This is a genomic window from Pseudomonas sp. MHK4 (assembly GCF_054600775.1).
This window is the reverse complement of the sequence record NZ_BAAIAK010000017.1, coordinates 78702-100699: the sequence shown is the minus strand read 5'-3', so window position 1 is coordinate 100699 and position 21998 is coordinate 78702. Positions and strand designations below refer to the sequence as shown.

20 protein-coding genes are annotated in these 21998 nt (G+C 58.5%); 9 read left to right on the top strand and 11 right to left on the bottom strand.

Going from position 1 to position 21998, the window contains the following annotated elements:
• Positions 1 to 180 precede the first annotated feature (180 nt).
• From ACYP2Q_RS28825 to ACYP2Q_RS28800, 6 genes are all read right to left on the bottom strand, one after another.
• Positions 181 to 990, bottom strand: coding sequence for an ABC transporter permease (locus tag ACYP2Q_RS28825; RefSeq protein ID WP_459733565.1), 810 nt, complete (start codon positions 988 to 990; stop codon positions 181 to 183).
• The gene (locus ACYP2Q_RS28820) at positions 980 to 1927 is read right to left on the bottom strand and encodes an ABC transporter permease (protein ID WP_459733564.1); all 948 of its coding nucleotides are present in this window, start codon (positions 1925 to 1927) and stop codon (positions 980 to 982) included. Before ACYP2Q_RS28820 ends, ACYP2Q_RS28825 begins: the two co-directional genes overlap by 11 nt.
• 1 nt (position 1928) lies before the next feature.
• A complete protein-coding gene (locus ACYP2Q_RS28815) occupies positions 1929 to 2966 on the bottom strand; it encodes an ABC transporter ATP-binding protein (RefSeq protein ID WP_459733563.1) in 1038 nt (345 codons plus the stop codon).
• A 186-nt stretch (positions 2967 to 3152) separates the two neighbouring features.
• The gene (gene ydcS, locus ACYP2Q_RS28810; RefSeq protein WP_459733562.1) at positions 3153 to 4304 is read right to left on the bottom strand and encodes a putative ABC transporter substrate-binding protein YdcS; all 1152 of its coding nucleotides are present in this window, start codon (positions 4302 to 4304) and stop codon (positions 3153 to 3155) included.
• 83 nt (positions 4305 to 4387) lie between these two features.
• Positions 4388 to 5845 (bottom strand): gamma-aminobutyraldehyde dehydrogenase, encoded by a 1458-nt coding sequence (locus ACYP2Q_RS28805; protein WP_459733561.1) that lies wholly within the window; start codon positions 5843 to 5845, stop codon positions 4388 to 4390.
• Positions 5846 to 5976: 131 nt separating this feature from the next.
• Positions 5977 to 6891, bottom strand: a complete 915-nt coding sequence (locus ACYP2Q_RS28800) for a LysR family transcriptional regulator (protein ID WP_459733560.1) — start codon at positions 6889 to 6891, stop codon at positions 5977 to 5979.
• A 669-nt stretch (positions 6892 to 7560) separates the two neighbouring features.
• Between ACYP2Q_RS28800 and ACYP2Q_RS28795 the strand changes: the two genes are divergently transcribed.
• From ACYP2Q_RS28795 to ACYP2Q_RS28760, 8 genes are all read left to right on the top strand, one after another.
• The gene (locus ACYP2Q_RS28795; RefSeq protein ID WP_459733559.1) at positions 7561 to 8244 is read left to right on the top strand and encodes a tellurite resistance TerB family protein; all 684 of its coding nucleotides are present in this window, start codon (positions 7561 to 7563) and stop codon (positions 8242 to 8244) included.
• Positions 8245 to 8459: 215 nt separating this feature from the next.
• Positions 8460 to 10082 (top strand): methyl-accepting chemotaxis protein, encoded by a 1623-nt coding sequence (locus ACYP2Q_RS28790; protein WP_459733558.1) that lies wholly within the window; start codon positions 8460 to 8462, stop codon positions 10080 to 10082.
• Positions 10082 to 10618 carry a chemotaxis protein CheW gene (locus ACYP2Q_RS28785; RefSeq protein WP_459733557.1) on the top strand — a complete coding sequence of 179 codons (537 nt, stop codon included), beginning with the start codon at positions 10082 to 10084 and terminating at the stop codon, positions 10616 to 10618. Before ACYP2Q_RS28790 ends, ACYP2Q_RS28785 begins: the two co-directional genes overlap by 1 nt.
• Entirely contained in the window at positions 10615 to 11886 is a 1272-nt protein-coding gene (locus ACYP2Q_RS28780) for a CheR family methyltransferase (RefSeq protein ID WP_459733556.1), read from the top strand. The genes ACYP2Q_RS28785 and ACYP2Q_RS28780 overlap by 4 nt, the downstream gene beginning before the upstream one ends.
• Complete coding sequence (locus ACYP2Q_RS28775; RefSeq protein ID WP_459733555.1) at positions 11883 to 12566, top strand: chemotaxis protein CheW; 684 nt, start codon at positions 11883 to 11885, stop codon at positions 12564 to 12566. The genes ACYP2Q_RS28780 and ACYP2Q_RS28775 overlap by 4 nt, the downstream gene beginning before the upstream one ends.
• The gene (locus ACYP2Q_RS28770; protein ID WP_459733554.1) at positions 12563 to 14848 is read left to right on the top strand and encodes a response regulator; all 2286 of its coding nucleotides are present in this window, start codon (positions 12563 to 12565) and stop codon (positions 14846 to 14848) included. Before ACYP2Q_RS28775 ends, ACYP2Q_RS28770 begins: the two co-directional genes overlap by 4 nt.
• On the top strand, positions 14845 to 15855 hold the full coding sequence (cheB, locus tag ACYP2Q_RS28765) for a chemotaxis-specific protein-glutamate methyltransferase CheB (protein WP_459733553.1): 1011 nt from the start codon (positions 14845 to 14847) through the stop codon (positions 15853 to 15855). Before ACYP2Q_RS28770 ends, cheB begins: the two co-directional genes overlap by 4 nt.
• Positions 15856 to 15901: 46 nt before the next feature.
• Positions 15902 to 16903 (top strand): PleD family two-component system response regulator, encoded by a 1002-nt coding sequence (locus tag ACYP2Q_RS28760; RefSeq protein WP_323608729.1) that lies wholly within the window; start codon positions 15902 to 15904, stop codon positions 16901 to 16903.
• Positions 16904 to 16989: 86 nt separating this feature from the next.
• On the opposite strand, the gene ACYP2Q_RS28755 is transcribed toward ACYP2Q_RS28760, so the two are convergent.
• From ACYP2Q_RS28755 to ACYP2Q_RS28735, 5 genes are read right to left on the bottom strand one after another with little or no spacing between them, the layout of a single operon-like run.
• Entirely contained in the window at positions 16990 to 17166 is a 177-nt protein-coding gene (locus ACYP2Q_RS28755; protein ID WP_459733552.1) for a rubredoxin, read from the bottom strand.
• Positions 17167 to 17188: 22 nt separating this feature from the next.
• Entirely contained in the window at positions 17189 to 17545 is a 357-nt protein-coding gene (locus ACYP2Q_RS28750) for a hypothetical protein (RefSeq protein ID WP_459733551.1), read from the bottom strand.
• Positions 17542 to 18255, bottom strand: coding sequence for a hypothetical protein (locus ACYP2Q_RS28745; protein WP_459733550.1), 714 nt, complete (start codon positions 18253 to 18255; stop codon positions 17542 to 17544). The genes ACYP2Q_RS28750 and ACYP2Q_RS28745 overlap by 4 nt, the downstream gene beginning before the upstream one ends.
• A gap of 26 nt (positions 18256 to 18281) precedes the next feature.
• The gene (locus ACYP2Q_RS28740) at positions 18282 to 19013 is read right to left on the bottom strand and encodes a hypothetical protein (protein WP_459733549.1); all 732 of its coding nucleotides are present in this window, start codon (positions 19011 to 19013) and stop codon (positions 18282 to 18284) included.
• Between the two features lie 33 nt (positions 19014 to 19046).
• The gene (locus tag ACYP2Q_RS28735) at positions 19047 to 20381 is read right to left on the bottom strand and encodes a saccharopine dehydrogenase NADP-binding domain-containing protein (protein ID WP_459733548.1); all 1335 of its coding nucleotides are present in this window, start codon (positions 20379 to 20381) and stop codon (positions 19047 to 19049) included.
• A 434-nt stretch (positions 20382 to 20815) separates the two neighbouring features.
• Between ACYP2Q_RS28735 and prfB the strand changes: the two genes are divergently transcribed.
• Positions 20816 to 21911, top strand: a protein-coding gene (gene prfB / locus ACYP2Q_RS28730) for a peptide chain release factor 2 (protein ID WP_109790603.1) whose coding sequence is annotated in 2 segments (ribosomal slippage) — positions 20816 to 20887 and positions 20889 to 21911 — 1095 coding nt in all. Because the reading frame shifts where the segments join, the coding sequence is not laid out codon by codon here.
• Positions 21912 to 21998 lie beyond the last annotated feature (87 nt).

Genomic DNA, 21998 nt, shown 5'->3' with positions numbered 1-21998 from the left:
ATCGACCTGGGCTTCGCTGGCTTCGTTGATTTCCACCAGCACGCTTCCCAGCGCCGGGTTGAACACTGGTTGGGCGGGGCCTTCGCCGTTTTGCAGTTGGCCGTTGATCAGCAATTGGGTTTGCATGGCATTGTCCTCTTCGAAGCTGTTTATTTTTATCTGTAGAAACCGGCCCCCTGGTTATTTCCCGCCGCTACCCGCCACGCTTTCACCCCCACGGGTCAGGTAATACGCGCCGAGGATCGGCAGCATGGTCACCATCATCACCAGCATCGCCACGACGTTGGTCACCGGCACGTCCCGGGGGCGGCTGAGCTGGTTGAGCAGCCACAGCGGCAGGGTGCGTTCGTGGCCGGCGGTGAAGGTGGTGACGATGATTTCGTCGAACGACAGCGCGAACGCCAACATGCCGCCGGCCAGCAGCGCCGAGCCGAGGTTGGGCAGAATGATGTAGCGGAAGGTCTGCCAGCCGTCGGCACCGAGGTCCATCGAGGCTTCGATCAGGCTGTGGGAGGTGCGGCGCAAGCGGGCGATGACGTTGTTGTAGACGATCACCACACAAAAGGTCGCGTGGCCGACAATGATGGTGAACATCCCCGGCTCGATGCCCAGCGTCTTGAACGTCGCCAGCAGTGCGATCCCGGTGATGATGCCTGGCAACGCAATCGGCAGGATCAGCATCAGCGAAATGCCTTGCTTGCCAAAGAAGTCCCGGCGGTACAAGGCCGCCGATGCCAGCGTGCCAAGCACCATGGCAATCGCCGTGGCAATGGCGGCGATCTGCAGCGACAACTTGATCGCTTCCAGTACGTCGGGCCGCGAGAACGCCACGCCGATCCACTTCAGGGTGAAGCCCTTGGGCGGGAAGCTGAACGCCGCGTCTTCGGTGTTGAAGGCGTACAGGAAGATGATCAGGATCGGGAAGTGCAGGAACACCAGCCCGCCCCAGGCTGCGATTCGTAGGCCAATAGAAGCTTTCTCAGAGTGCATCGAAGGCCCCCAGTCGTTTGACGATAGACAGGTAAATGGCGATCAGCACGATCGGCACCAGGGTGAATGCGGCAGCCATCGGCATATTGCCGATCGCACCTTGCTGGGCGTAAACCATGCTGCCGACGAAGTAGCCGGGCGGGCCCACCAATTGCGGCACGATGAAATCGCCCAGGGTCAGCGAAAAGGTGAAGATCGAACCGGCCGCAATGCCCGGAATCGACAGCGGAAGTGTCACTTGCATGAAGGTCTGGCGTGGCTTGGCGCCGAGGTCGGCCGAGGCCTGCAGCAGCGATGGTGGCAGGCGTTCCAGCGAGGCCTGGATCGGTAGGATCATGAACGGCAGCCAGATGTAGACGAACACCATGAAGCGGCCCAGGTGCGAGGTCGACAAGGTGCTGCCACCCACGCCCGGAATGCCCAGGATAAGCTGCAGAACCGGCTCCAACCCCAGGTGCTGAACGAACCACTGCGCCACGCCACCCTTGGCCAGCAACAAGGTCCAGGCATACGCCTTGACGATGTAGCTGGCCCACATCGGCATCATCACCGCGATGTAGAAAAACGCCTTGGTCTTGCCGGTGGTGTAGCGCGCCATGTAGTAGGCAATCGGGAACGCGACGATGGCGCTGGCGATCGAGACGACGACCGCCATGCTCAAGGTGCGCAGGATGATGTCGAAGTTCGACGGCTGGAACAGGGCAGCGAAGTTCGCCAGGGTCAGGTCAGGCGTGACCGCCATGGTGAAGTCATCGAAGGTGTAGAAGCCTTGCCATAACAAGGTCAGCAACGAACCCAGATAGATCGCGCCGAACCACAGCAGCGGCGGCACCAGCAGCATCGACAGGTACAGGTTCGGCCGGCGATACAGCAGGTTGGAAAACTTGCGCAGCGGCGAGCCACTGGCCGGGGTTTGAGGGAGAGCCACGCTGGTCATTTCACACCCCACCCACGATGGTGTCGTGCAACGGGATCATCGCTTCGCGCGCCCAACGTGCACTGAGGCGTTGCCCGGTCTGATGCTGCGCGCTGCTGTCGATCCACTGGTTGTTGGCCTGGCTGATGTTCAGGGTCTGGCCGTTTTCCAGCTTCAGTTCGTAGCGGGTGGCGCTGCCCTGGTACTGGATGTCATGGAGCAAACCGCTGACTTCGATCTCGTGTGCGGCCAGCGGACCTTCGGCGAAACGCACATGTTCCGGGCGAATCGAAAACGGCTGTGGATTGCCGCTCAATTGTTTCGCCAGATCGCCGCGAATCACGTTGGAAGTACCGACGAACTCCGCTACGAAAGTGGTCGCCGGTTTCATGTACAGGTTGCGCGGCGAATCGACCTGTTCGATGCGACCCTTGTTGAATACGGCGACGCGGTCAGACATCGACAGCGCTTCGGTCTGGTCATGGGTGACGAAAATGAAGGTGATGCCGAGCTGGCGTTGCAACTTCTTCAATTCGCCTTGCATTTGCTCGCGCAGTTTCAAATCCAGCGCCCCGAGCGGTTCGTCGAGCAACAGCACCCGTGGACGATTGACCAGGGCGCGGGCCAGGGCCACGCGCTGGCGCTGGCCACCGGAGAGCTGTACCGGCTTGCGTTCGCCGTAGCCGCCGAGGGCGACCATATCGAGGGCTTCGGCTGCGCGCTTCAGGCGTTCGGCCTTGCCGACGCCTTTGACTTTCAAGCCGTAGGCGACGTTGTCGAGTACGTTCATGTGCGGGAACAGTGCGTAATCCTGGAACACGGTGTTCACATCACGCTGGTACGGCGGCAGGCCGGCGGCTTCCTCGCCATGAATGCGGATCGAGCCCGCGCTCGGTTGTTCAAAACCGGCGATCAGGCGCAGGCAGGTGGTTTTGCCCGAGCCCGAAGGCCCGAGCATGGAGAAGAACTCGCCGTCCTGGATGTCGATGGAAACCCGGTCAACGGCTTTCACTTCGCCGAACTGACGGGAAACGTTGGTGAACTGGACTGCAAGCGTCATGGTACGGTGCTCCGAAAAGGCGAGGGCCGTCGCAGCGGCCCTGCCTGGACTTCTGAAAAACGGGGAATCTGTTGTAGGAGCGAGCTTGCTCGCGAAGAACGCCAGGTCGATGCGTTCATTCAGGATGCCCGCGTGATCGTTGACGACCATCGCGAGCAAGCTCGCTCCTACAAAGGGAGGTTTGCTTTAACGACCGCCCATGATCGCAATGTAGTCCTGGGTCCAGCGGCTGTACGGCACGAACTTGCCGCCTTCGGCCTGTGGGGTTTTCCAGAAGGCGAGATTGGCGAACTGGTCATAACCATTGGCCGCACAGCCTTGTGCGCCTAGCAGCTCACTGGCCTTGCAACCTTCAGGCACGGCTGGCAGTGCGCCGAACCAGGCCGAAACGTCACCTTGTACCTTCGGCTGCAGCGACCAATCCATCCACTTATAGGCACAGTTGGGGTGCTTGGCTTCGACGTGCATCATGGTGGTGTCTACCCAGCCCGTCGCGCCTTCCTTTGGAATGACCGAGGCCACGGGCTGCTTGTCCGCCACCAGCCCGTTGACCATGTAGCCCCAGGTGCTGGACGCCACCACACCTTCGTTCTTGACGTCACTCATCTGCACGGTTGCGTCATGCCAGTAGCGGTGGATCAGCGGCTGTTGCTTGCGAAGCAGATCCAGCGCCGCCTTGTACTGCTCTTCGTTAAGCTCGTAGGGGTTCTTGATGCCCAATTCCGGCTTGGTCGACTTGAGGTAAAGCGCCGCGTCGGCGATATAGATCGGGCCATCGTAGGCCTGCACGCGACCCTTGTTGGACTTGCCATCCGGCAGGGTCTGTTCCTCGAACACCACGCTCCAGCTGTCAGGTGCGGTCTTGAATACGTTGGTGTTGTACATCAACACGTTCGGGCCCCACTGGTAGGGGGTGCCGTAGGTCTGTTTATTGACGACGTACCAGGGGCCATCCTTGAGGCGCGGATCGATGTTCTTCCAGTTCGGGATCAACGCCGTGTTGATCGGCTGCACACGCTTGCCGACGATCAGGCGCAAGGAAGCATCGCCGGACGCGGTCACCAGGTCATAACCCCCCTTGGCCATCAGGCTGACCATCTCATCGGAGGTCGCCGCAGTTTTCACATTCACCTTGCAGCCGGTTTCCTTCTCGAAACCGGTCACCCAGTCGTAGGCCTTGTCGCTTTCACCACGTTCGATGTAGCCGGGCCACGCCACGATATCCAGTTGGCCTTCGCCGGCACCGACAGCCTTCAGCGGCTCGGCGGCCTGGACACTGGCACTGGCCAGCAGCGCTGTGGTGATTGCACTGAGCAGTGCGGTCTTGTGCACGAACATGGGATTTCCCTCTTCTTCAAATTATGGTCGGGGCAGTTGTGAACGTGGTGAAGCACGCCGTTATCGGCTTGTTATTAGCGTAGTCAGAGATGCTGCCCGTGGCGGGCCATGATGTGCCGCACCACGCTGTAGTCCTGGAGCGAATCGCTGGACAGGTCCTTGCCGTAGCCCGAACGCTTGAGCCCGCCGTGGGGCATCTCGCTGACCAGCATGAAATGGCTGTTGATCCAGGTGCAGCCATACTGCAACCGCGCGGCGACCTGCATCGCCTTGTCGAGGTTCTGCGTCCAGACCGAGGAGGCGAGGCCGTATTCCGAGTCGTTTGCCCAGTCCACGGCCTGTTCGAGCTGATCGAATCGGGTCACGGTGACCACCGGCCCGAACACTTCGCGCTGGACGATTTCATCGCCTTGCTTGCAACCGGCAAGCAACGTCGGCTGGTAATAGAAGCCGGCACCGGAATGCACTGCCGCACCCGTTACCCGTTCGATATGAGGCTGGCCGAGGGCGCGCTCGACGAAACTGGCCACGCGGTCGCGCTGGCGGGTGCTGATCAGCGGGCCGATTTCGTTGTCGGCATCGCGTTTGCTGGCGAACCGCAGGCTGCTGACCGCCGCGCCGAGTTCGGCCACCAGGCGGTCGTGAATGCCGGCCTGTGCATACACCCGGCAAGCGGCGGTGCAATCCTGCCCGGCGTTGTAGTAGCCATAGGTGCGCACGCCTTCGACCACCGCCTGGATGTCGGCATCGTTGCAGACGATCACTGGTGCTTTGCCGCCCAGTTCGAGGTGCGTACGCTTAAGGGTTTTTGCCGCGGCCTGGAGGATTTTCTGCCCGGTGACGATATCCCCGGTCAGCGACACCATGCGCACTTTGGGGTGGCTGACCAGATGGCTGCCGACGCCTTCGCCGCCACCGCAGACAATGTTGATCACGCCGGGTGGCAGGATCTCGGCCAGCGCCGGGGCCAATGCCAGGATCGACAGGGGCGTGTGCTCCGATGGCTTGAACACCAGGGTGTTGCCGGCGGCCAGGGCCGGGGCGATTTTCCACGCCGCCATCATGATCGGGTAGTTCCACGGCGCGATGGACGCAACGACCCCGATAGGATCGCGACGCACCATGCTGGTGTACCCCGGCAGGTACTCGCCGCTGAGCTGGCCGGTCTGGCAGCGCACGGCGCCAGCGAAAAAGCGGAACACATCGACCGTGGCGCTCAGGTCGTCCTGACGGGCCAGGTGCAACGGCTTGCCGCAGTTCAGGGATTCGAGGCGGGCGAGCAGGTCGGCGTTTTTTTCGATGGCGTTGGCGATATCGAGCAACAGGTTCGAGCGCTGCTGCGGCGTGGTCCGCGACCAGCCGGCAAAGGCGCGGTGGGCGGCGAGGATGGCGGCTTCGACTTGCTCGGTGCTGGCTTCGGCGATGTGCGTCAGGACTTCGCCTGTGGCCGGGTTCAGAATTGGTTCGACACGGCCTTGCCCGGCGACTAATTCACCATCGATCAACAATGCGGTGAACAACGGGGTCTGCGCGCCAGTCATTTTACGGGTTCTCTTTTCCTGTGTGGCCATGCTGCTCCCTGTGACTGGGGCTGGCCGTCTTATATGGATGCAACAAGACTAGTGCGCAGACCCGAGGTCGACAAATTCTAAATACTGAAGGTGGCGTTCGATTAAATAGATGGCTTGCGCCCGCCGTGGGGCTGCTCGCGGGCGACGGTCAGGAACGGGTCCACCAAGGCCGGGCGCGCGGTTCCCCGGCGCCAGGCCAGGCCGACATCGAGGGTCTGGCTGAGGTCGGCAATCGGCCGCGCTTCGATAATGTCGCCCTCCAGTGACCAGGGGCGGTAAGTCATGTCGGGCTGGATCGACACGCCCAGGCCGGCAGCCACCAGGCTACGCACCGCTTCGGTCGAGGCGGTGCGCAGGGTAATGCGCGGTTGCAGGGTGGCGGCCGTCCACATGCGCTGAGCGTTACGATCCATTTCATCGACGTTCAATTGAATCAGCGGCTCGCGGGTCACGTCGGCGAGGTTGATGCTGTCGTGTTCCAGCAGGGGATGCTGGGCCGGTAGCCACAGTCGATGGGGCGAATGGGTCAGCACCTCGGTCTGCAGGGCGTGGCGGTCTTCAAGGTTGGAGAGGATCAACACGCCGACATCGATCTCGCCGCTGACCAGCAAGTGTTCAATGTAAGGGCGCTCGTCTTCCATCACGCGGATTTCGACGTTGGGGTAGGCGCGCTGGAAACGCGTGAGCAGGTCCGCCAGGTAGTAACCGGCCACCAGGCTGGTCACCCCGACGATCAATTGCCCGGCCACCTGGTCGGTGCTTTGTTGCAGGCTGCGCTTGGCGTTGTCCACGGTGGCCAGGATCAAATGCGCCTGACGCAGGAACTGGTGCCCCTGATGGGTCAGGGTCATGCCCTTGGCGTGGCGATTGAAAAGACCGACGCCGATTTCCTGCTCCAGTTGCTGGATCGCCAGGGTCAGGGTGGACTGGGAAATGAAAGCGGTTTGCGCGGCGGCGGAGATCGAGCCCGTCTCGGCCACGGCAATGAAATGACGGATTTGACGCAGGGTCATCATGAAGAGCGTACCCAGTGGGTGGTTTTTATATATTTTATCGAGTGTATATCTTTTTTTTCGATGGGAGTCTCAGCCCGGGTTTCCGGCAAACACCCCGCAGGCGCCTACCAGGGTTCTAATCATTTCCGGTTTTCTGCCGACACGCTTGAGACTGCAGGATCCTTCTGAGAGGTGGCGCGATGAGCATCAGAAAAATGTCATTGGGATGGGGGCTTTTACTTGGCTTGGCCGGGAGTTGTCTGGCGTCTGCTCCCGCAGGGCGAGGTGACATCCATTTCCAGGGTGCGATCGTGGAGGCGCCGTGCAAGGTATCTGTTACCGGCCCGGGACTGGCCTTGCATGGCTGTCCGGGGGCCGCGCCTGAAGGCAGCAGTGCGCCAGGCATGGAACCGGTGGTGACTGTCAGTTCGCTCGACGCTTCGGCCGCTCCCCCCAGATTGCAGGTCACTGACGACCTGCTGCCCCGGCAGTACAGGTTGCTGGACGCTGCATCCAGACCGATCAACTTGGGAAACTATCGGGTAACCCTGTCCTATCCATGAGAAGCATCGCCCCCGGGAATCTGCCGCCCAGCAACATCTGGAAGCAAACCCGCCGGGAGTCGCCGGGCACTTTCGAATTAGGCTGATGGCCTTAGTGTCCGGATGAACCCTTTTTTGGAGGCGGAAAATGATCACCCGTGGATTGCTCGACCAACTGCTCAAGTCTGGCCAGGATTTGTTGCAAAAAAAGACCGGCGCAACGCAGGGCAAGGGGGCGAGTGGTGGCATTGGCAGCCTGCTCTCCGGGGCGGGTGGCGGTGCCTTGGCCGCCGGGGCCATGGGCCTGCTGCTGGGTAACAAGAAGGCGCGCAAGGTCGGGGGTAAGGTCGCGGTCTATGGTGGCCTCGCCGCCTTGGGCGTGCTGGCCTATAAAGCCTACGGCAATTGGCAGGCCCAGCAGGGCACGGCGCCGAGGACTGAACCGCAAACCCTTGATCGCTTGCCGGCGGCGCAAGTCGAGCAGCACAGCCAGGCGATTCTCAAGGCCCTGGTGGCGGCGGCCAAGGCCGACGGTCACATCGATGCGCGCGAACGCGAGCTGATCGAAGGTGAGTTCAGCAAGCTCGACAACGATCAGCAATTGCAGCACTGGCTGCATGCCGAACTGAACAAGCCGCTGGATCCGAGCGATGTCGCCCGTGCTGCCAGCACTCCGGAAATGGCCGCGGAAATGTACATTGCCAGCGTGATGCTGGTGGATGAGGAGAGCTTCATGGAGAAGTCCTACCTCGATGAACTGGCGCGGCAACTCAAACTGGAGCCGGGATTGAAGGCCGAGCTGGAGAAGCAGGTTCGCCAGGCTTCGATTTAACCGTTCGCCCCGAAAGATCGCAGCCTTCGGCAGCTCCTACAGGATTGGCGTCCATCCGCGATTCTGTAGGAGCTGCTGCGGGCCGCGATCTTTTGACTTTAAACCGCCCACTTCCATTTTTTGCCAAGAGATGAGTAGTGGCGCAACCGTCTTATAAATGAAACAGCGCCCTCGGCTATACTCCCCGCATTTCGAAATGCCCCCGAGGATTGACTGTGAAGAACTGGACGTTGCGCCAACGCATTTTGGCGAGCTTTGCGGTAATTATCGCCATCATGTTGCTGATGGTGGTCGTCTCGTATTCGCGGCTGTTGAAGATCGAGAGCAGCGAAGCCAGCGTTCGCGAGGATGCGCTACCAGGGTTGTACTACAGCTCGATGGTGCGCGGCGCCTGGTCCGACAGTTATCTGCGGATGCTGGAGATGCTGGGACTGGAGCAGGGGCAGGGCTTCACCGCCAAGGATGCGTCGGACTTCAAGGACTTCTCCGTGCGACTGCAAGAGCAGATGGAGCTTTATCGCCAGACGGTCACGACGGATGAAGACAAGGTCGAGTATGCCGCGTTTGAAAAGCTCCACGCGGACTACCACCGGATCCTGCTTGCCGTTGCCGAGTTGCATAAACGCAATCAGGACGCCGAAGCCGTCAGGATGTTCAACGAAGAGCTGACCCCGACCTGGACGGCCGGCCGCATGAAACTCAGCGAAATTCTGCGTCACAACAAAACAGTGGCCGATCAGGCTGTTGCGGCCATCGATGATGCAGTCATCACCGCGAAAGTCATCATGGGCATTTCCCTGGTGTTGGCAGTGCTGGCCGCTGGCCTCTGCGGCCTGCTGTTGATGCGCGCGATCATGGCGCCGATGAATCGCATCGTGCAAATCCTCGAAATCATGCGCACGGGCGATCTCAGCACGCGCCTGAATCTTGAGCGCAAGGACGAATTCGGTGCCGTGGAAACCGGTTTCAACGACATGATGACGGAGCTGACTTCCCTGGTGTCCCAGGCCCAGCGCTCATCGGTGCAAGTGACCACATCGGTCACGGAGATCGCCGCGACGTCCAAGCAACAGCAGGCCACCGCCACCGAAACGGCTGCCACCACCACTGAAATCGGCGCGACTTCCCGTGAAATCGCGGCCACCTCCCGTGACCTGGTGCGCACCATGACCGAAGTGTCCACCGCCGCCGACCAGGCCTCGGTGGCCGCCGGCTCCGGGCAACAGGGCCTGGCGCGCATGGAAGAGACCATGCATTCGGTGATGGGCGCGGCCGACCTGGTCAACGCCAAGCTGGCGATCCTCAACGAGAAGGCCGGCAACATCAACCAGGTGGTGGTGACCATCGTCAAGGTCGCCGACCAGACCAACCTGTTGTCGCTCAACGCGGCTATCGAGGCCGAGAAGGCTGGAGAATACGGTCGCGGTTTTGCTGTGGTCGCCACCGAAGTCCGGCGCCTGGCGGACCAGACCGCCGTCGCCACCTACGACATCGAACAGATGGTGCGCGAGATTCAATCGGCGGTGTCGGCCGGTGTGATGGGCATGGACAAATTTTCCGAGGAAGTGCGCCGCGGCATGTTCGAGGTGCAACAGGTTGGCGAGCAACTGTCGCAGATCATCCATCAGGTCCAGGCGCTGGCGCCGCGGGTGTTGATGGTCAACGAAGGCATGCAGGCCCAGGCCACCGGCGCCGAGCAGATCAACCACGCGTTGGTGCAATTGGGCGATGCCAGCAGCCAGACCGTCGAATCCCTGCGCCAGGCCAGTTTCGCCATCGACGAGCTGAGTCAGGTGGCTGTAGGGCTGCGTAGCGGCGTCTCGCGATTCAAAGTCTGATGAGCGAACTCACGGCCAAGCGCGCCGTCGTGAAACAGGCGGCGCAGGCATTGTTCCTGGTGTTCCGCATCGGTCATGAACGTTATGCCTTGCAGGCGATCGAGGTGGCGGAAGTGCTGCCGCGCCTGCCATTGAAGCCGATTGCCCAGGCGCCGCGCTGGGTGGCCGGGGTGTTGGCCTATCGCGGCGCGGTGGTGCCGGTTATAGACCTCAGCGCATTGACCTTTGGTACACCCGCGCAGGCGCGTACCAGCACGCGACTGGTGCTGGTGCATTACCGCCCGGAGGCAATCACCGAGGCGCAATTGCTCGGGCTGATCCTGGAACGGGCCACCGACACTTTGCGTTGCGATCCGGCGGATTTTCAGCCCTATGGCCTGGACAATCCCCAGGCGCGGTACCTGGGGCCCGTGCGAGAAGATGCCCAGGGCTTGTTGCAATGGGTGAGGGTGGCCGATCTACTGGACGATCAGGTGCGCGCGCTGTTGTACCCCACGCCACCCCTGGACCTGACCGGGCTGGAGGAGCAGCGATGAGCAGCGACCAGCGGTTTTTCGATTTCCTCAAGGAGCGCATCGGCCTCGACGTGACGTCTGTCGGCCCGGCGATCATCGAGCGTGCGGTGCGGCAACGCTGCGCCGCGTCCCAGGCGCAGACGGCCGACGAGTACTGGCGCACCTTGCAGGGTTCAAGCGACGAGCAGCAGGCGCTGATCGAAGCGGTGATCGTCCCCGAGACCTGGTTTTTCCGTTACCCGGAATCCTTCGCCACCCTGGCGAAACTGGCGAGCAGACGCCTGATCGACCTCAACAACATGCGCGCCCTGCGCATTCTCAGCCTGCCATGCTCCACCGGCGAAGAACCTTATTCGATCGCCATGGCGCTGCTGGATGCCGGGCTCAAGCCGCACCAGTTCAAGGTCGACGGCATGGACGTCAGCCCGCTGTCGGTGGACAAGGCGCGACGTGCGTTGTACGGCAAGAATTCATTTCGCGGTCAGGACATAACCTTTCGCGACCGCTATTTCAGCGCCGAGAACGACGGCTATCGACTCGGCGCCCGGGTCCTCGACCAGGTGCGCCTGCAGGTCGGCAATCTGCTCGATCCAACCTTGCTTGCCAGCGAGCCGCCCTTTGACTTCGTGTTCTGCCGCAATCTGCTGATCTACTTCGATCTGCCGACGCAAATACAGGTGTTCGAGGTGCTCAAGCGTTTGACCCACGTCGATGGCGTGCTGTTTATCGGTCCGGCCGAAGGCAGCCTGCTGGGGCGACTGGGCATGCGCTCGATTGGCATCGCGCAATCCTTTGCCTTCAGTCGCCATAGCGCGCCAGAGCCCGAGCCTTTGCCGACATTCGTCCCCACATCGTTGCCGATGCCGCAACCGGTGCGCAGGATTGCACCGGTACCGACTCAACGGCGCCCGTTCGCCAGCGTTACACAGCCGTCGCACCCGGTTAAACCGAACAATTCTGACGCCGCCGCGCTGCTGGCGAACGTCGCCGCGCTGGCCAATGAAGGCAAAAGCGCTGAAGCCCGCGCCGCCTGTGATCATTATCTACGCCACCACGAGCCGGTGGCCCAGGTGTTTTACTGGCTGGGATTGCTCAGCGACGTCGCCGGCAGTGTCCTCGAAGCCCAGGGTTTTTATCGCAAGGCGTTGTACCTGGAACCGCAACATGCCGACGCGTTGATGCACCTGGCCGCCTTGCTGCAATCCCAGGGCGATACAGCAGGAGCCAGACGATTGCAGGACCGCGCCGCCCGCAGCGAGCGCGCCGCTGACAGTGAGCGTAAACGATGATCGCCTCCGATTCCTTGAGCGTCACCCATGAAGATGCGCAGGCCATCGATGATTGCTGGAACCGTATCGGTATCCATGGCGACAAGTCCTGCCCGTTGCTGATCGACCACATCCATTGCCGCAATTGCGCGGTGTATTCGGCGGCCGCAACGCGTCTGCTGGATCGCTACGCGCTGCAGCAGGAAGACCGCGGCTCAGTGTCCGTTGAGGTCGAGAGCGAAGTCAAAACCCGCTCGCTGCTGATGTTTCGCCTCGGCGAAGAATGGCTGGGGCTGGCCACTCGCAGCCTGGTGGAAGTGGCACCTTTGCAAACCATTCACTCTCTGCCGCATCAGCGCTCCCGGGCCTTGCTCGGGGTGGCGAATGTGCGGGGCGCGCTGGTGGCGTGCCTCTCGTTGGTCGAGTTGCTGGGACTCGATAGCGCCAGCAGCGTGGCCACCGGGGCGCGGGTCATGCCGCGGATGCTGATCATCGCCGCTCACGGCGGTCCCGTAGTGGTGCCGGTAGACGAAGTGGACGGGATTCATGCCATCGACGAGCGCATCCTCGAGGCGGCGTCCCGCTCTGGCGCGCAAGCCAGTGCCAAGTACACCCGTGGAGTGATGCAATTCAAAGGTCGCAGCCTGCGTTGGCTGGACGAAGAGCAGTTGTTGTCCGCCGTGACCCGGAGCCTCACATGACCCCCGAGCAAATGCGCGACTCCTCCTTGCTGGAACTGTTCAGCCTGGAAGCCGAGGCCCAGACCCAAGTGCTCAGCGCAGGTCTGTTGGCGCTGGAACGTGATCCGACCCAGGCCGATCATCTCGAATCGTGCATGCGTGCGGCCCATTCGCTCAAAGGCGCGGCTCGAATCGTTGGCGTCGATGCCGGCGTCAGCGTCGCGCATGTCATGGAAGATTGCCTGGTCAGCGCCCAGGAAGGGCGCCTGTACCTGCGCCCGGAACACATCGATGCGTTGCTGCAAGGCACCGATTTGCTGATGCGCATCGCGACGCCGAACAGTGTGTCGGGGCCTGCGGAAATCGACGCCTATGTCGCGTTGATGGGGCATTTGCTCGATCCGATGGCCGCCGCGGTGCCGAACCTGGCACCCGCCGCGCCGCTGATGGCAGAGCTGCAACTCGAAGCGCCCGCACCCGTGATCGAAGAACCGGCGGCGCCCGTCGAGCCGCTGCCGGTTGCGCCGAAACAGACCCGGCGCACCACCGAAAACGGTGAGCGCGTGCTGCGGGTCACGGCCGAACGCCTCAACAGCCTGCTCGACCTGTCGAGCAAATCCCTGGTGGAAACCCTGCGGCTCAAACCGCACCTGGCCACCATGCAGCGGCTCAAACGCATGCAGAGCAACAGCCTGCGGGCCCTGGAAAATCTCAACGTCCATCTCAAGGACCAGGCCCTGAGCCTCGAAGCCCGGGAAGCCCTCGAAGATGCCCGTCGATTGCTCGCCGAATCCCAGCAATTACTGGCAGAAAAGAACGCCGAGCTGGACGAGTTCGCCTGGCAGGCCAGCCAGCGCGCGCAGGTGTTGTACGACACAGCCCTGGCTTGTCGCATGCGGCCGTTCGCCGATGTCCTGACGGGGCAGGTACGGATGGTCCGCGACCTCGGTCGCAGCCTTGGCAAGCAAGTGCGGTTGGAAATCGAGGGCGAGAAAACCCAGGTTGACCGTGACGTACTGGAAAAACTCGAAGCGCCACTGACGCACCTGCTGCGCAACGCCGTGGATCACGGTATCGAAACTGCGGAGCAAAGACTGCTAGCCGGCAAGCCGGAGGAAGGCCTGATCCGTCTGCGCGCCTCCCATCAAGCCGGCTTGCTGGTGCTGGAGCTGAGCGATGATGGTAATGGCGTCGATCTGGAGAAGGTCCGGCGTAGCATCGTCGAGCGCCAGTTGTCCCCGGCCGATACCGCCGCGCAACTGAGTGAAGAGGAGCTGCTGACGTTCCTGTTCCTGCCTGGCTTCAGCCTGCGCGACACGGTCACCGAAGTCTCCGGGCGCGGCGTCGGCCTGGATGCGGTGCAGCACATGGTCCGCCAGTTGCGAGGTGCGGTGGTGCTGGAGCAGACGGCGGGCGAGGGCAGCCACTTCCATCTCGAGGTGCCGCTGACCCTGTCCGTTGTTCGCAGCCTGGTGGTGGAAGTTGGCGACGAGGCGTATGCCTTCCCGCTGGCCCACATCGAACGCATGTGCGATCTGCAGCCGGCGGATATCGTCCAGGTCGAGGGGCGCCAGCATTTCTGGCACGAAGGCCGGCATGTCGGGCTGGTGGCGGCCAGCCAGTTGCTGCAGCGCCCGGCGAATCAGGTGGCTCAGCAAACCCTGAAGGTCGTGGTGATCCGTGAGCGCGATACGATTTATGGCATTGCGGTCGAGCGTTTTATCGGTGAGCGGACATTGGTGGTGCTGCCCCTGGATGAACGTCTGGGCAAGGTCCAGGATATCTCCGCCGGGGCCTTGCTCGACGACGGTTCGGTGGTGTTGATTGTCGACGTCGAGGACATGCTGCGTTCGGTGGACAAACTGCTCAACACCGGGCGCCTGGAGCGCATCGCGCGCCACAGCAACCAGGCCGTCGAAGCGGCCCGCAAGCGGATCCTGGTGGTCGACGACTCCCTGACCGTGCGCGAGCTGCAGCGCAAACTATTGCTCAATCGAGGTTACGACGTGGCCGTGGCGGTCGATGGCATGGATGGCTGGAACGCCTTGCGTTCGGAGGATTTCGACCTGCTGATCACCGACATCGATATGCCGCGCATGGACGGCATCGAGCTGGTGTCGTTGTTGCGCCGGGACAATCGCCTGCAATCGCTGCCAGTGATGGTGGTGTCCTACAAGGATCGTGAAGAAGACCGTCGTCGTGGACTGGATGCCGGGGCCGACTATTATCTAGCCAAAGCCAGTTTTCACGACGACGCCCTGCTCGATGCAGTGGTTGAGCTCATTGGAGGAGCACGGGCATGAAGATCGCAATTGTCAACGATATGCCCATGGCCGTGGAGGCCTTGCGCCGGGCATTGGCCTTCGAGCCGGCGCACCAGGTGATCTGGGTGGCGGGCGATGGCCGGGAGGCGGTGCAAAAGTGTGCCGAACAGACGCCGGACCTGATCCTGATGGATTTGATCATGCCGGTGATGGACGGTGTGGAAGCCACCCGGCGCATCATGGCCCAAACGCCGTGCGCGATCGTCATCGTCACCGTCGATCGCCAGCAAAACGTGCATCGGGTGTTCGAGGCCATGGGCCATGGCGCGCTGGATGTGGTCGACACGCCGGCTCTCGGCGCGGGCAATGCCCAGGAAGCGGCGGCACCGCTGTTACGCAAGATCATGAACATCGGCTGGCTGATCGGCGACAAGGGCAATCGGGAGCGATCCGCGCCGAGTCCGACGCGCAGTCCGGGCCCACGCCAGAGCCTGATCGCCATCGGTTCATCTGCGGGCGGGCCGGCGGCGCTGGAAATCCTGCTCAAGGGCCTGCCCCGGGACTTTTCCCCAGCCATCGTGTTGGTGCAACACGTCGACCAGGTCTTCGCCGCCGGCATGGCCGAATGGCTCGGCAGTGCCAGCGGCCTGAACGTGCGGTTGGCCCAGGAGGGCGAACCGCCGCAAGGCGGCACCGTGCTGCTGGCAGGCACCAATCACCATATTCGTTTGTTGAAAAACGGCACACTGGCCTACACGGCCGAACCGGTCAACGAGATCTACCGGCCTTCCATCGATGTGTTTTTCGAGAGCGTGGCCAGTTACTGGAATGGCGATGCGGTTGGCATTTTGTTGACCGGCATGGGGCGTGATGGGGCGCAAGGGCTTAAACTCATGCGCCAGCAGGGTTACCTGACCATCGCGCAGGACCAACAGAGCAGTGCGGTGTACGGCATGCCCAAGGTGGCCGCGGCCATCGATGCCGCCGTGGAAATACGCCCGCTGGAAAAGATAGCGCCTCGGTTGCTGGAGCTTTTCCCCAAATGACCCTCTCAACAGCAATCCTGGCCCAAGTAGTTTCAGGTGAACGCACATGAATGAATTACAGCTCGACGACTTCAAGACTGACGAAAATGCCGCCATGGTGCTGTTGGTGGACGATCAGGCCATGATCGGCGAGGCAGTTCGACGCGGGTTGTCGAACGAAGACAACATCGACTTCCACTTCTGCGCCGACCCGCACCAGGCCATTGCCCATGCCGTGCGCATCAAGCCGACGGTGATCCTGCAGGACCTGGTGATGCCCGGCCTCGACGGCCTGAGCCTGGTGCGCGAATACCGCAAACACCCCGCGACCAAGGACATTCCGATCATCGTCCTGTCGACCAAGGAAGACCCGCTGATCAAGAGCGCGGCGTTCGCGGCCGGGGCCAACGATTATCTGGTCAAGCTGCCCGACAACATCGAACTGGTCGCGCGCATTCGCTACCACTCGCGCTCCTACATGACGCTGCTGCAGCGTGATGCGGCGTACCGCGCCTTGCGGGTCAGCCAGCAGCAGTTGCTCGACACCAACCTGGTGCTGCAACGCCTGATGAACTCCGACGGCCTGACCGGGCTGTCGAACCGTCGGCATTTCGATGAATACCTGGAGCTGGAATGGCGCCGCTCGCTGCGCGAACAGAGCCAATTGTCGCTGCTGATGATCGATGTGGACTATTTCAAGACCTACAACGACACCTTCGGCCACCTGGAAGGCGACGAAGCCCTGCGCCAGGTCGCCGCGGCGATCCGTGACGCCTGCGCCCGACCTTCCGACCTGCCGGCCCGCTACGGCGGCGAAGAGTTCGCCCTGGTACTGCCCAACACCTCACTCGGCGGCGCGCGCCTGGTGGCGGAAAAACTACGGATGACCGTGGCAGCGCTGAAGATCCCGCATATAGCCCCGACCGAAGGCTCGAGCCTGACCATCAGCATCGGCCTCTCGACCATCACCCCGACGGCAGGCAGCAATTGCCGGGAATTGATCTCGGCGGCGGACAAGGGGCTGTATCTGGCGAAGCACAATGGGCGGAATCAGGTGGGGATTGAATAATGTATTTGTACAGGTTGTATTGTCGAAGGCTGAAGATACAACCTGTCAATATAATAAGAGTCCTTGGTTAATCGTTCGGCTTGCTTTTAAGTTGTCACTTCCTCAAAGTCTTCTTTGGGCATCTGGCAATCCGGGCATAGCCAGTTCTCATCGATATTTTCCCAAGGGGTGCCCGCTGGTATTCCATTTTCAGGGTCGCCTAGCGTCGGGTTGTATTGATAGCCGCAGATAGTGCAGATCATTACCTTTTCCAGGTTTGACATCGTTGTTCGCCTCGAGATTATGTCATAGCGTGACTGTGGCAATAAGTCCGGTAGCTCCGAGAATAAATCCGATTAGTGCGCCTCTTTCAGGTAGTTCCTTTAGCATCGCATATATCACTATTGGCTCCAGTATAAGTAGCAGCGTGAGGGATGCTACTGTCACTACCCAGATGTTTCCGGTTGCCTGATAGCCAAGCCAATAAGCAAAAATCAAACTAATGCCTGCGATGCAGATAAGTATTATAGGTTTGATAAATATCAATGGGTCTTCCAATGGGCGACCAGGTAGCTTCGAGGCGTAAACTTCGCTATAGATAGTGAGTATTTCGCCGAAGATCATGAGTATTAGTGCTGCTGCCATATAGTAATGGTTTTTCATGTTTTACCTTTGGCCAGGGTTGATAGGATTGCTTCTGTTATAGTGTTGCCGAGCTCGTTGGGTTCGAGCGAAAAGTGAGGGCCGTCATGGTCAAGGAGAAAGGTGTTTTGGTAGGCGTTTTCTTCGAGTTTAACGATGCTGTGAAGTATCTCTTCAGCCTTGTTCAACGCTGGTAAGTGATGGCGTCTGAGTATTTTAATCGCATTTCCAAAATGTATGGCTTCGTCTGAAATAAGATTCGCAATCCATTTTTCGAAGAGCGGGTGTCCGAACTCGCTGTAAAATATGTCTTTTTTGTATGTTTTGACAGAAGCAAATTCATCATAAGCGAACATCAGCAGCAGGCTGAGCTCGCTGCTCAGTACTTCTTCTAAATGTTCAAAGTTAGGTGTTCTGATCTTTAGTTGGTCAGTTAGCTCTTCTTCACTTGTACCATATAAAAGACGATTGAGTTCGAAGAAACCCTCGGTATGGTTTCTTTCATCTGCAAACCATAAGTCTAAATACTGAACGAAGTACGGTGAGAATTTCGACCTGCGGGAATGTAGGTGATGATAAAGGTTTATGGAGTCATATTCTGAGAATAAATCTGCCATGAAAAAATCTCTGTATTTTTGATCGATTCCTGGGTTTTCCCATCCGCTGTCAAAAATCTCTTTGAAAAGAGCTCGCGAACTCCAATTTCTCTTGGTTAAAAAGGGTTGGTCCATTTTCTTTATTCCTGAAAGGGTGAATTTTACGCGCTGAATTTTTTTATAATGGCAGGAATGATCAGGTCTTTAATTTCTTGTTTGGAGATCGGGAAGTCTGACGTGTTGTGGTCTAAGACAAATGTTCCAGAATAGTTTTGCTTTTCAAAATCTATACGGAAGATCTCTTCGAGTATCGATGGTATTTCATTATTTCGGTGGGGGAATAGGTCTTTGGCTTTTTGCACAAAAGAAAAGAAATGTGTGGCTTCATCTTTTTTTGCTTTTCTAATCCAGGAAGACAACTGTTTGGAGTTAAAGCTGTCGTATTTTATTATGCTGCGATGATAAACGTGTGTGGTGATTATCTCGTCATATGCCATTGTCACGAGTAGTTTGAATGCGTCGCTGATGATTGAATTAATCGCATTGAAGTTAGAATTTCTAATTTCAGCCTGCAGTACAACCTCATCGAGTGAAATGCCTGTGAAGGATGAGTAAATCAGGGCGAAGCCGTAAGCATGATCAATCTCGTCCCTCAGCCATGGGTTGAGGACATCTACCATCTTTGAGAAATAGTCTTGATTTTTGGATTTTAGATGCCAATACAAACGTCGAGCATCGTACTCGGTGATTATTGAATCAAATAATACCTCTTTCCATTCGAAGCGCTCAGTTTCACTTAATTCGGTATGAGGGAATTTGAAGTCGGCTAGGATCACCGAAGCATCAGGTGTTGAGCGGATTCCGAAACTATTGGCTGTTTTTGTCATATCCATGATTCTGTAACTCCTTTGCGTTTATTTGTTTTTTTAGAGCGTGCGGAAGTTATGAAAAAACAAGGTGTCGCTGAAAAGGCTGGGCCGCCAATCAGTTTCTTGTGTGACTAGTGGTTGCCAATATTTTTCTGTGAAGTCGAAGATATACTGCCAGTCAAGATCTTCAGATTCTAGTATCCCTGCTTCGGAGTGCTGTTCAGCCCACTTCATCCCAGCTATTATGCTTGAAGTCACTTGTAGGCTTGTGGCGCTGTTGTACTTCGCCATTTTTCTCGCCTTCCCTATGGAAAGGTTAGAGCCGAGCCAGAAGGATTTATATTTTTTGCTGATCAAAAATATCCCGAGTTCGTCAATGCCAGATACTATATCGTCTTTCAGTACTTCTTTTAATGTGATTTTACTTTCGTTCCCATTGTTAAGTAGCTGCATAGAGTCTATGGCTTGGTCGCAAGGGTGGTAAGCATAATAAACTGTAGGTCGATATTTAAAGGAGGTAGGAGTGCCTACGGTCAAGTATTCAGCAATTGAAAGGGACTCATTATGTGTTAACAAAAATCCATCAAACTCTAAATGGTTGGGGGACCAACTTTTAACTTTGACATCACGCCCTTGTTCGAGAAGTTCTAAAGAGTGGCCATTGATTTTGGCTCCGTGAGGCACTAGCTCTTCATGGGATCCCCATCCTAACTCTGCAGGCTGTAAACATTCGGTTATAAGGCCATCAACAGACCAGGTGCATAAAAAATCACTCGGCTCACGTTGTTTTGATGTGACTTGCGTGTCTCGTTCTGAAATTTGAATGACCTGTATCTCGAGTTTTTCTGATAGTTTGGCCCACTCATGCTGGGTGGTTGGTTCGTCCTTTATGTTGTTGGTGATTGCCATCTCAAGTAACGCTTTTTTGAGAAGTATGGAAATAAAGCCAGGGTTAGCTCCGTGTGCAACTATTGCCGTCGTATTCAACTTTTGGGATTGTGCGTATTCTTTTAGCTCTTTCCTTAGCTGATAATTGCTTGTCAGTCCGTGATCTTTGTTGTCGTAGTCCCAAGGCTCTATGCATGTATCCAAATAAAGCGTATCGAAGCGTTGGCATAGATCTATTAGGGCTATACTCGACACTGATACTGCCAGGTTCAAAAGAAAGCTGTTGTTGTTGAGAAGTGGGGATAAAATTTCGGTGTGGTTATTTTGATCTATAGATTTGTTTGTTAGCGTCGCAGAGAACTCTTTTGCAATGTCTAGACGGAGTCTGTCTGTTTCTTTGTCGAAGATGATTATCTCTGCGTTAAAGTTTTCCGCTAACAGTGGGAGTAACGCTTGGCCAATACTGCCAAAGCCTATGATTATTATTCTGCTGGTGGTTTTCATGGTGGTCCTTTAATTTTTTTGTTTTTTTTGATGGTCTTCTTTTTCTAGGGTTGGCTCGAACGGTTGGTGTTGTGTCGTAGAGAGTGTTGTCGTGGGTCGATTAACTGTGCTTGGTCTTCGTTGTGTATTTATAGGAAAGCTTCTTCCATTAAGCAATCACTTACTTAGTAGGATCGGTCCGTATTTATTGATGTTATTTCCTACAAAAGTTTCGTGGTGTTCAACACGCAGTGGATAGACTTTCTGTCGGTGTCGCTGGTACACCCCGGGTCGGAGTTACAGTCCTGCCTCGCCTCTGTGCACGGGTAACGATCGTGGCTGTCCCGCTCTGACCGAACGGTTTTCCACTCATAGCCGCCAGGCGGGCTGCCGTGGCAGCCTGATTACGGTATACTCGCCGGCTTTCAAAAGTTCGCCAACGAGTGCTGCCCGCCATGGAAATCAACCCGATCCTTAACACCATCAAGGACCTGTCCGAGCGCTCCGAAACCATTCGGGGGTATCTTTGACTACGATCAAAAGCATGAGCGTCTGACTGAAGTCAATCGCGAGCTTGAAGATCCGAGTGTCTGGAACAAGCCTGAATACGCCCAGGAGTTGGGGCGCGAGCGCGCTGCGCTGGCGCAGATCGTCGACACCCTCGACGAATTGAACACCGGTCTGGCCGATTGCCGAGACCTGCTGGACATGGCCGTCGAAGAAAACGACGAAGGCGCAGTGGGCGATGTCGTCGCCGAGCTGGCCCGTCTCGAGGAAAGTCTGGCCAAGCTGGAATTCCGCCGCATGTTCAGCCATGAAATGGACCCGAACAACGCGTACCTGGACATCCAGGCCGGTTCCGGCGGCACCGAAGCACAGGACTGGGCCAACATCCTGTTGCGCATGTACCTGCGCTGGGCCGATAAACGCGGTTTCGACGCGACCATCATGGAGCTGTCGGCCGGTGAAGTCGCCGGTATCAAGGGCGCGACCGTGCACATCAAGGGCGAATACGCCTTTGGCTGGCTGCGTACCGAAATCGGCGTGCACCGCCTGGTGCGCAAGAGTCCGTTCGACTCCGGCAACCGTCGCCACACCTCGTTCTCTGCTGTGTTCGTTTCCCCCGAGATCGATGACAAGGTGGAAATCGAGATCAACCCGGCAGACCTGCGGATCGACACCTATCGTTCCTCCGGTGCCGGTGGTCAGCACGTAAACACCACCGACTCGGCCGTACGTATCACCCACGTACCGACCAACACCGTGGTCAGCTGCCAGAACGAACGTTCCCAGCACGCCAACAAGGACACCGCCATGAAAATGCTGCGGGCCAAGTTGTACGAGCAGGAAATGCAGAAACGCAACGCCGCGTCCCAGGCGCTGGAAGACACCAAGTCGGACATCGGCTGGGGTCACCAGATCCGTTCCTACGTCCTCGATGCCTCGCGCATCAAGGACCTGCGGACCAACATCGAGCGCAGCGACTGCGACAAGGTACTCGACGGCGATATCGACGAATACCTGGAAGCCAGCCTGAAATCCGGTCTGTAATACACTGACACACCGCGATCCCCTGTAGGAGCCGGCTTGCCGGCGATCCCCGGCCGCAGGCCGGGGACAACGAACCAGATGGAATAT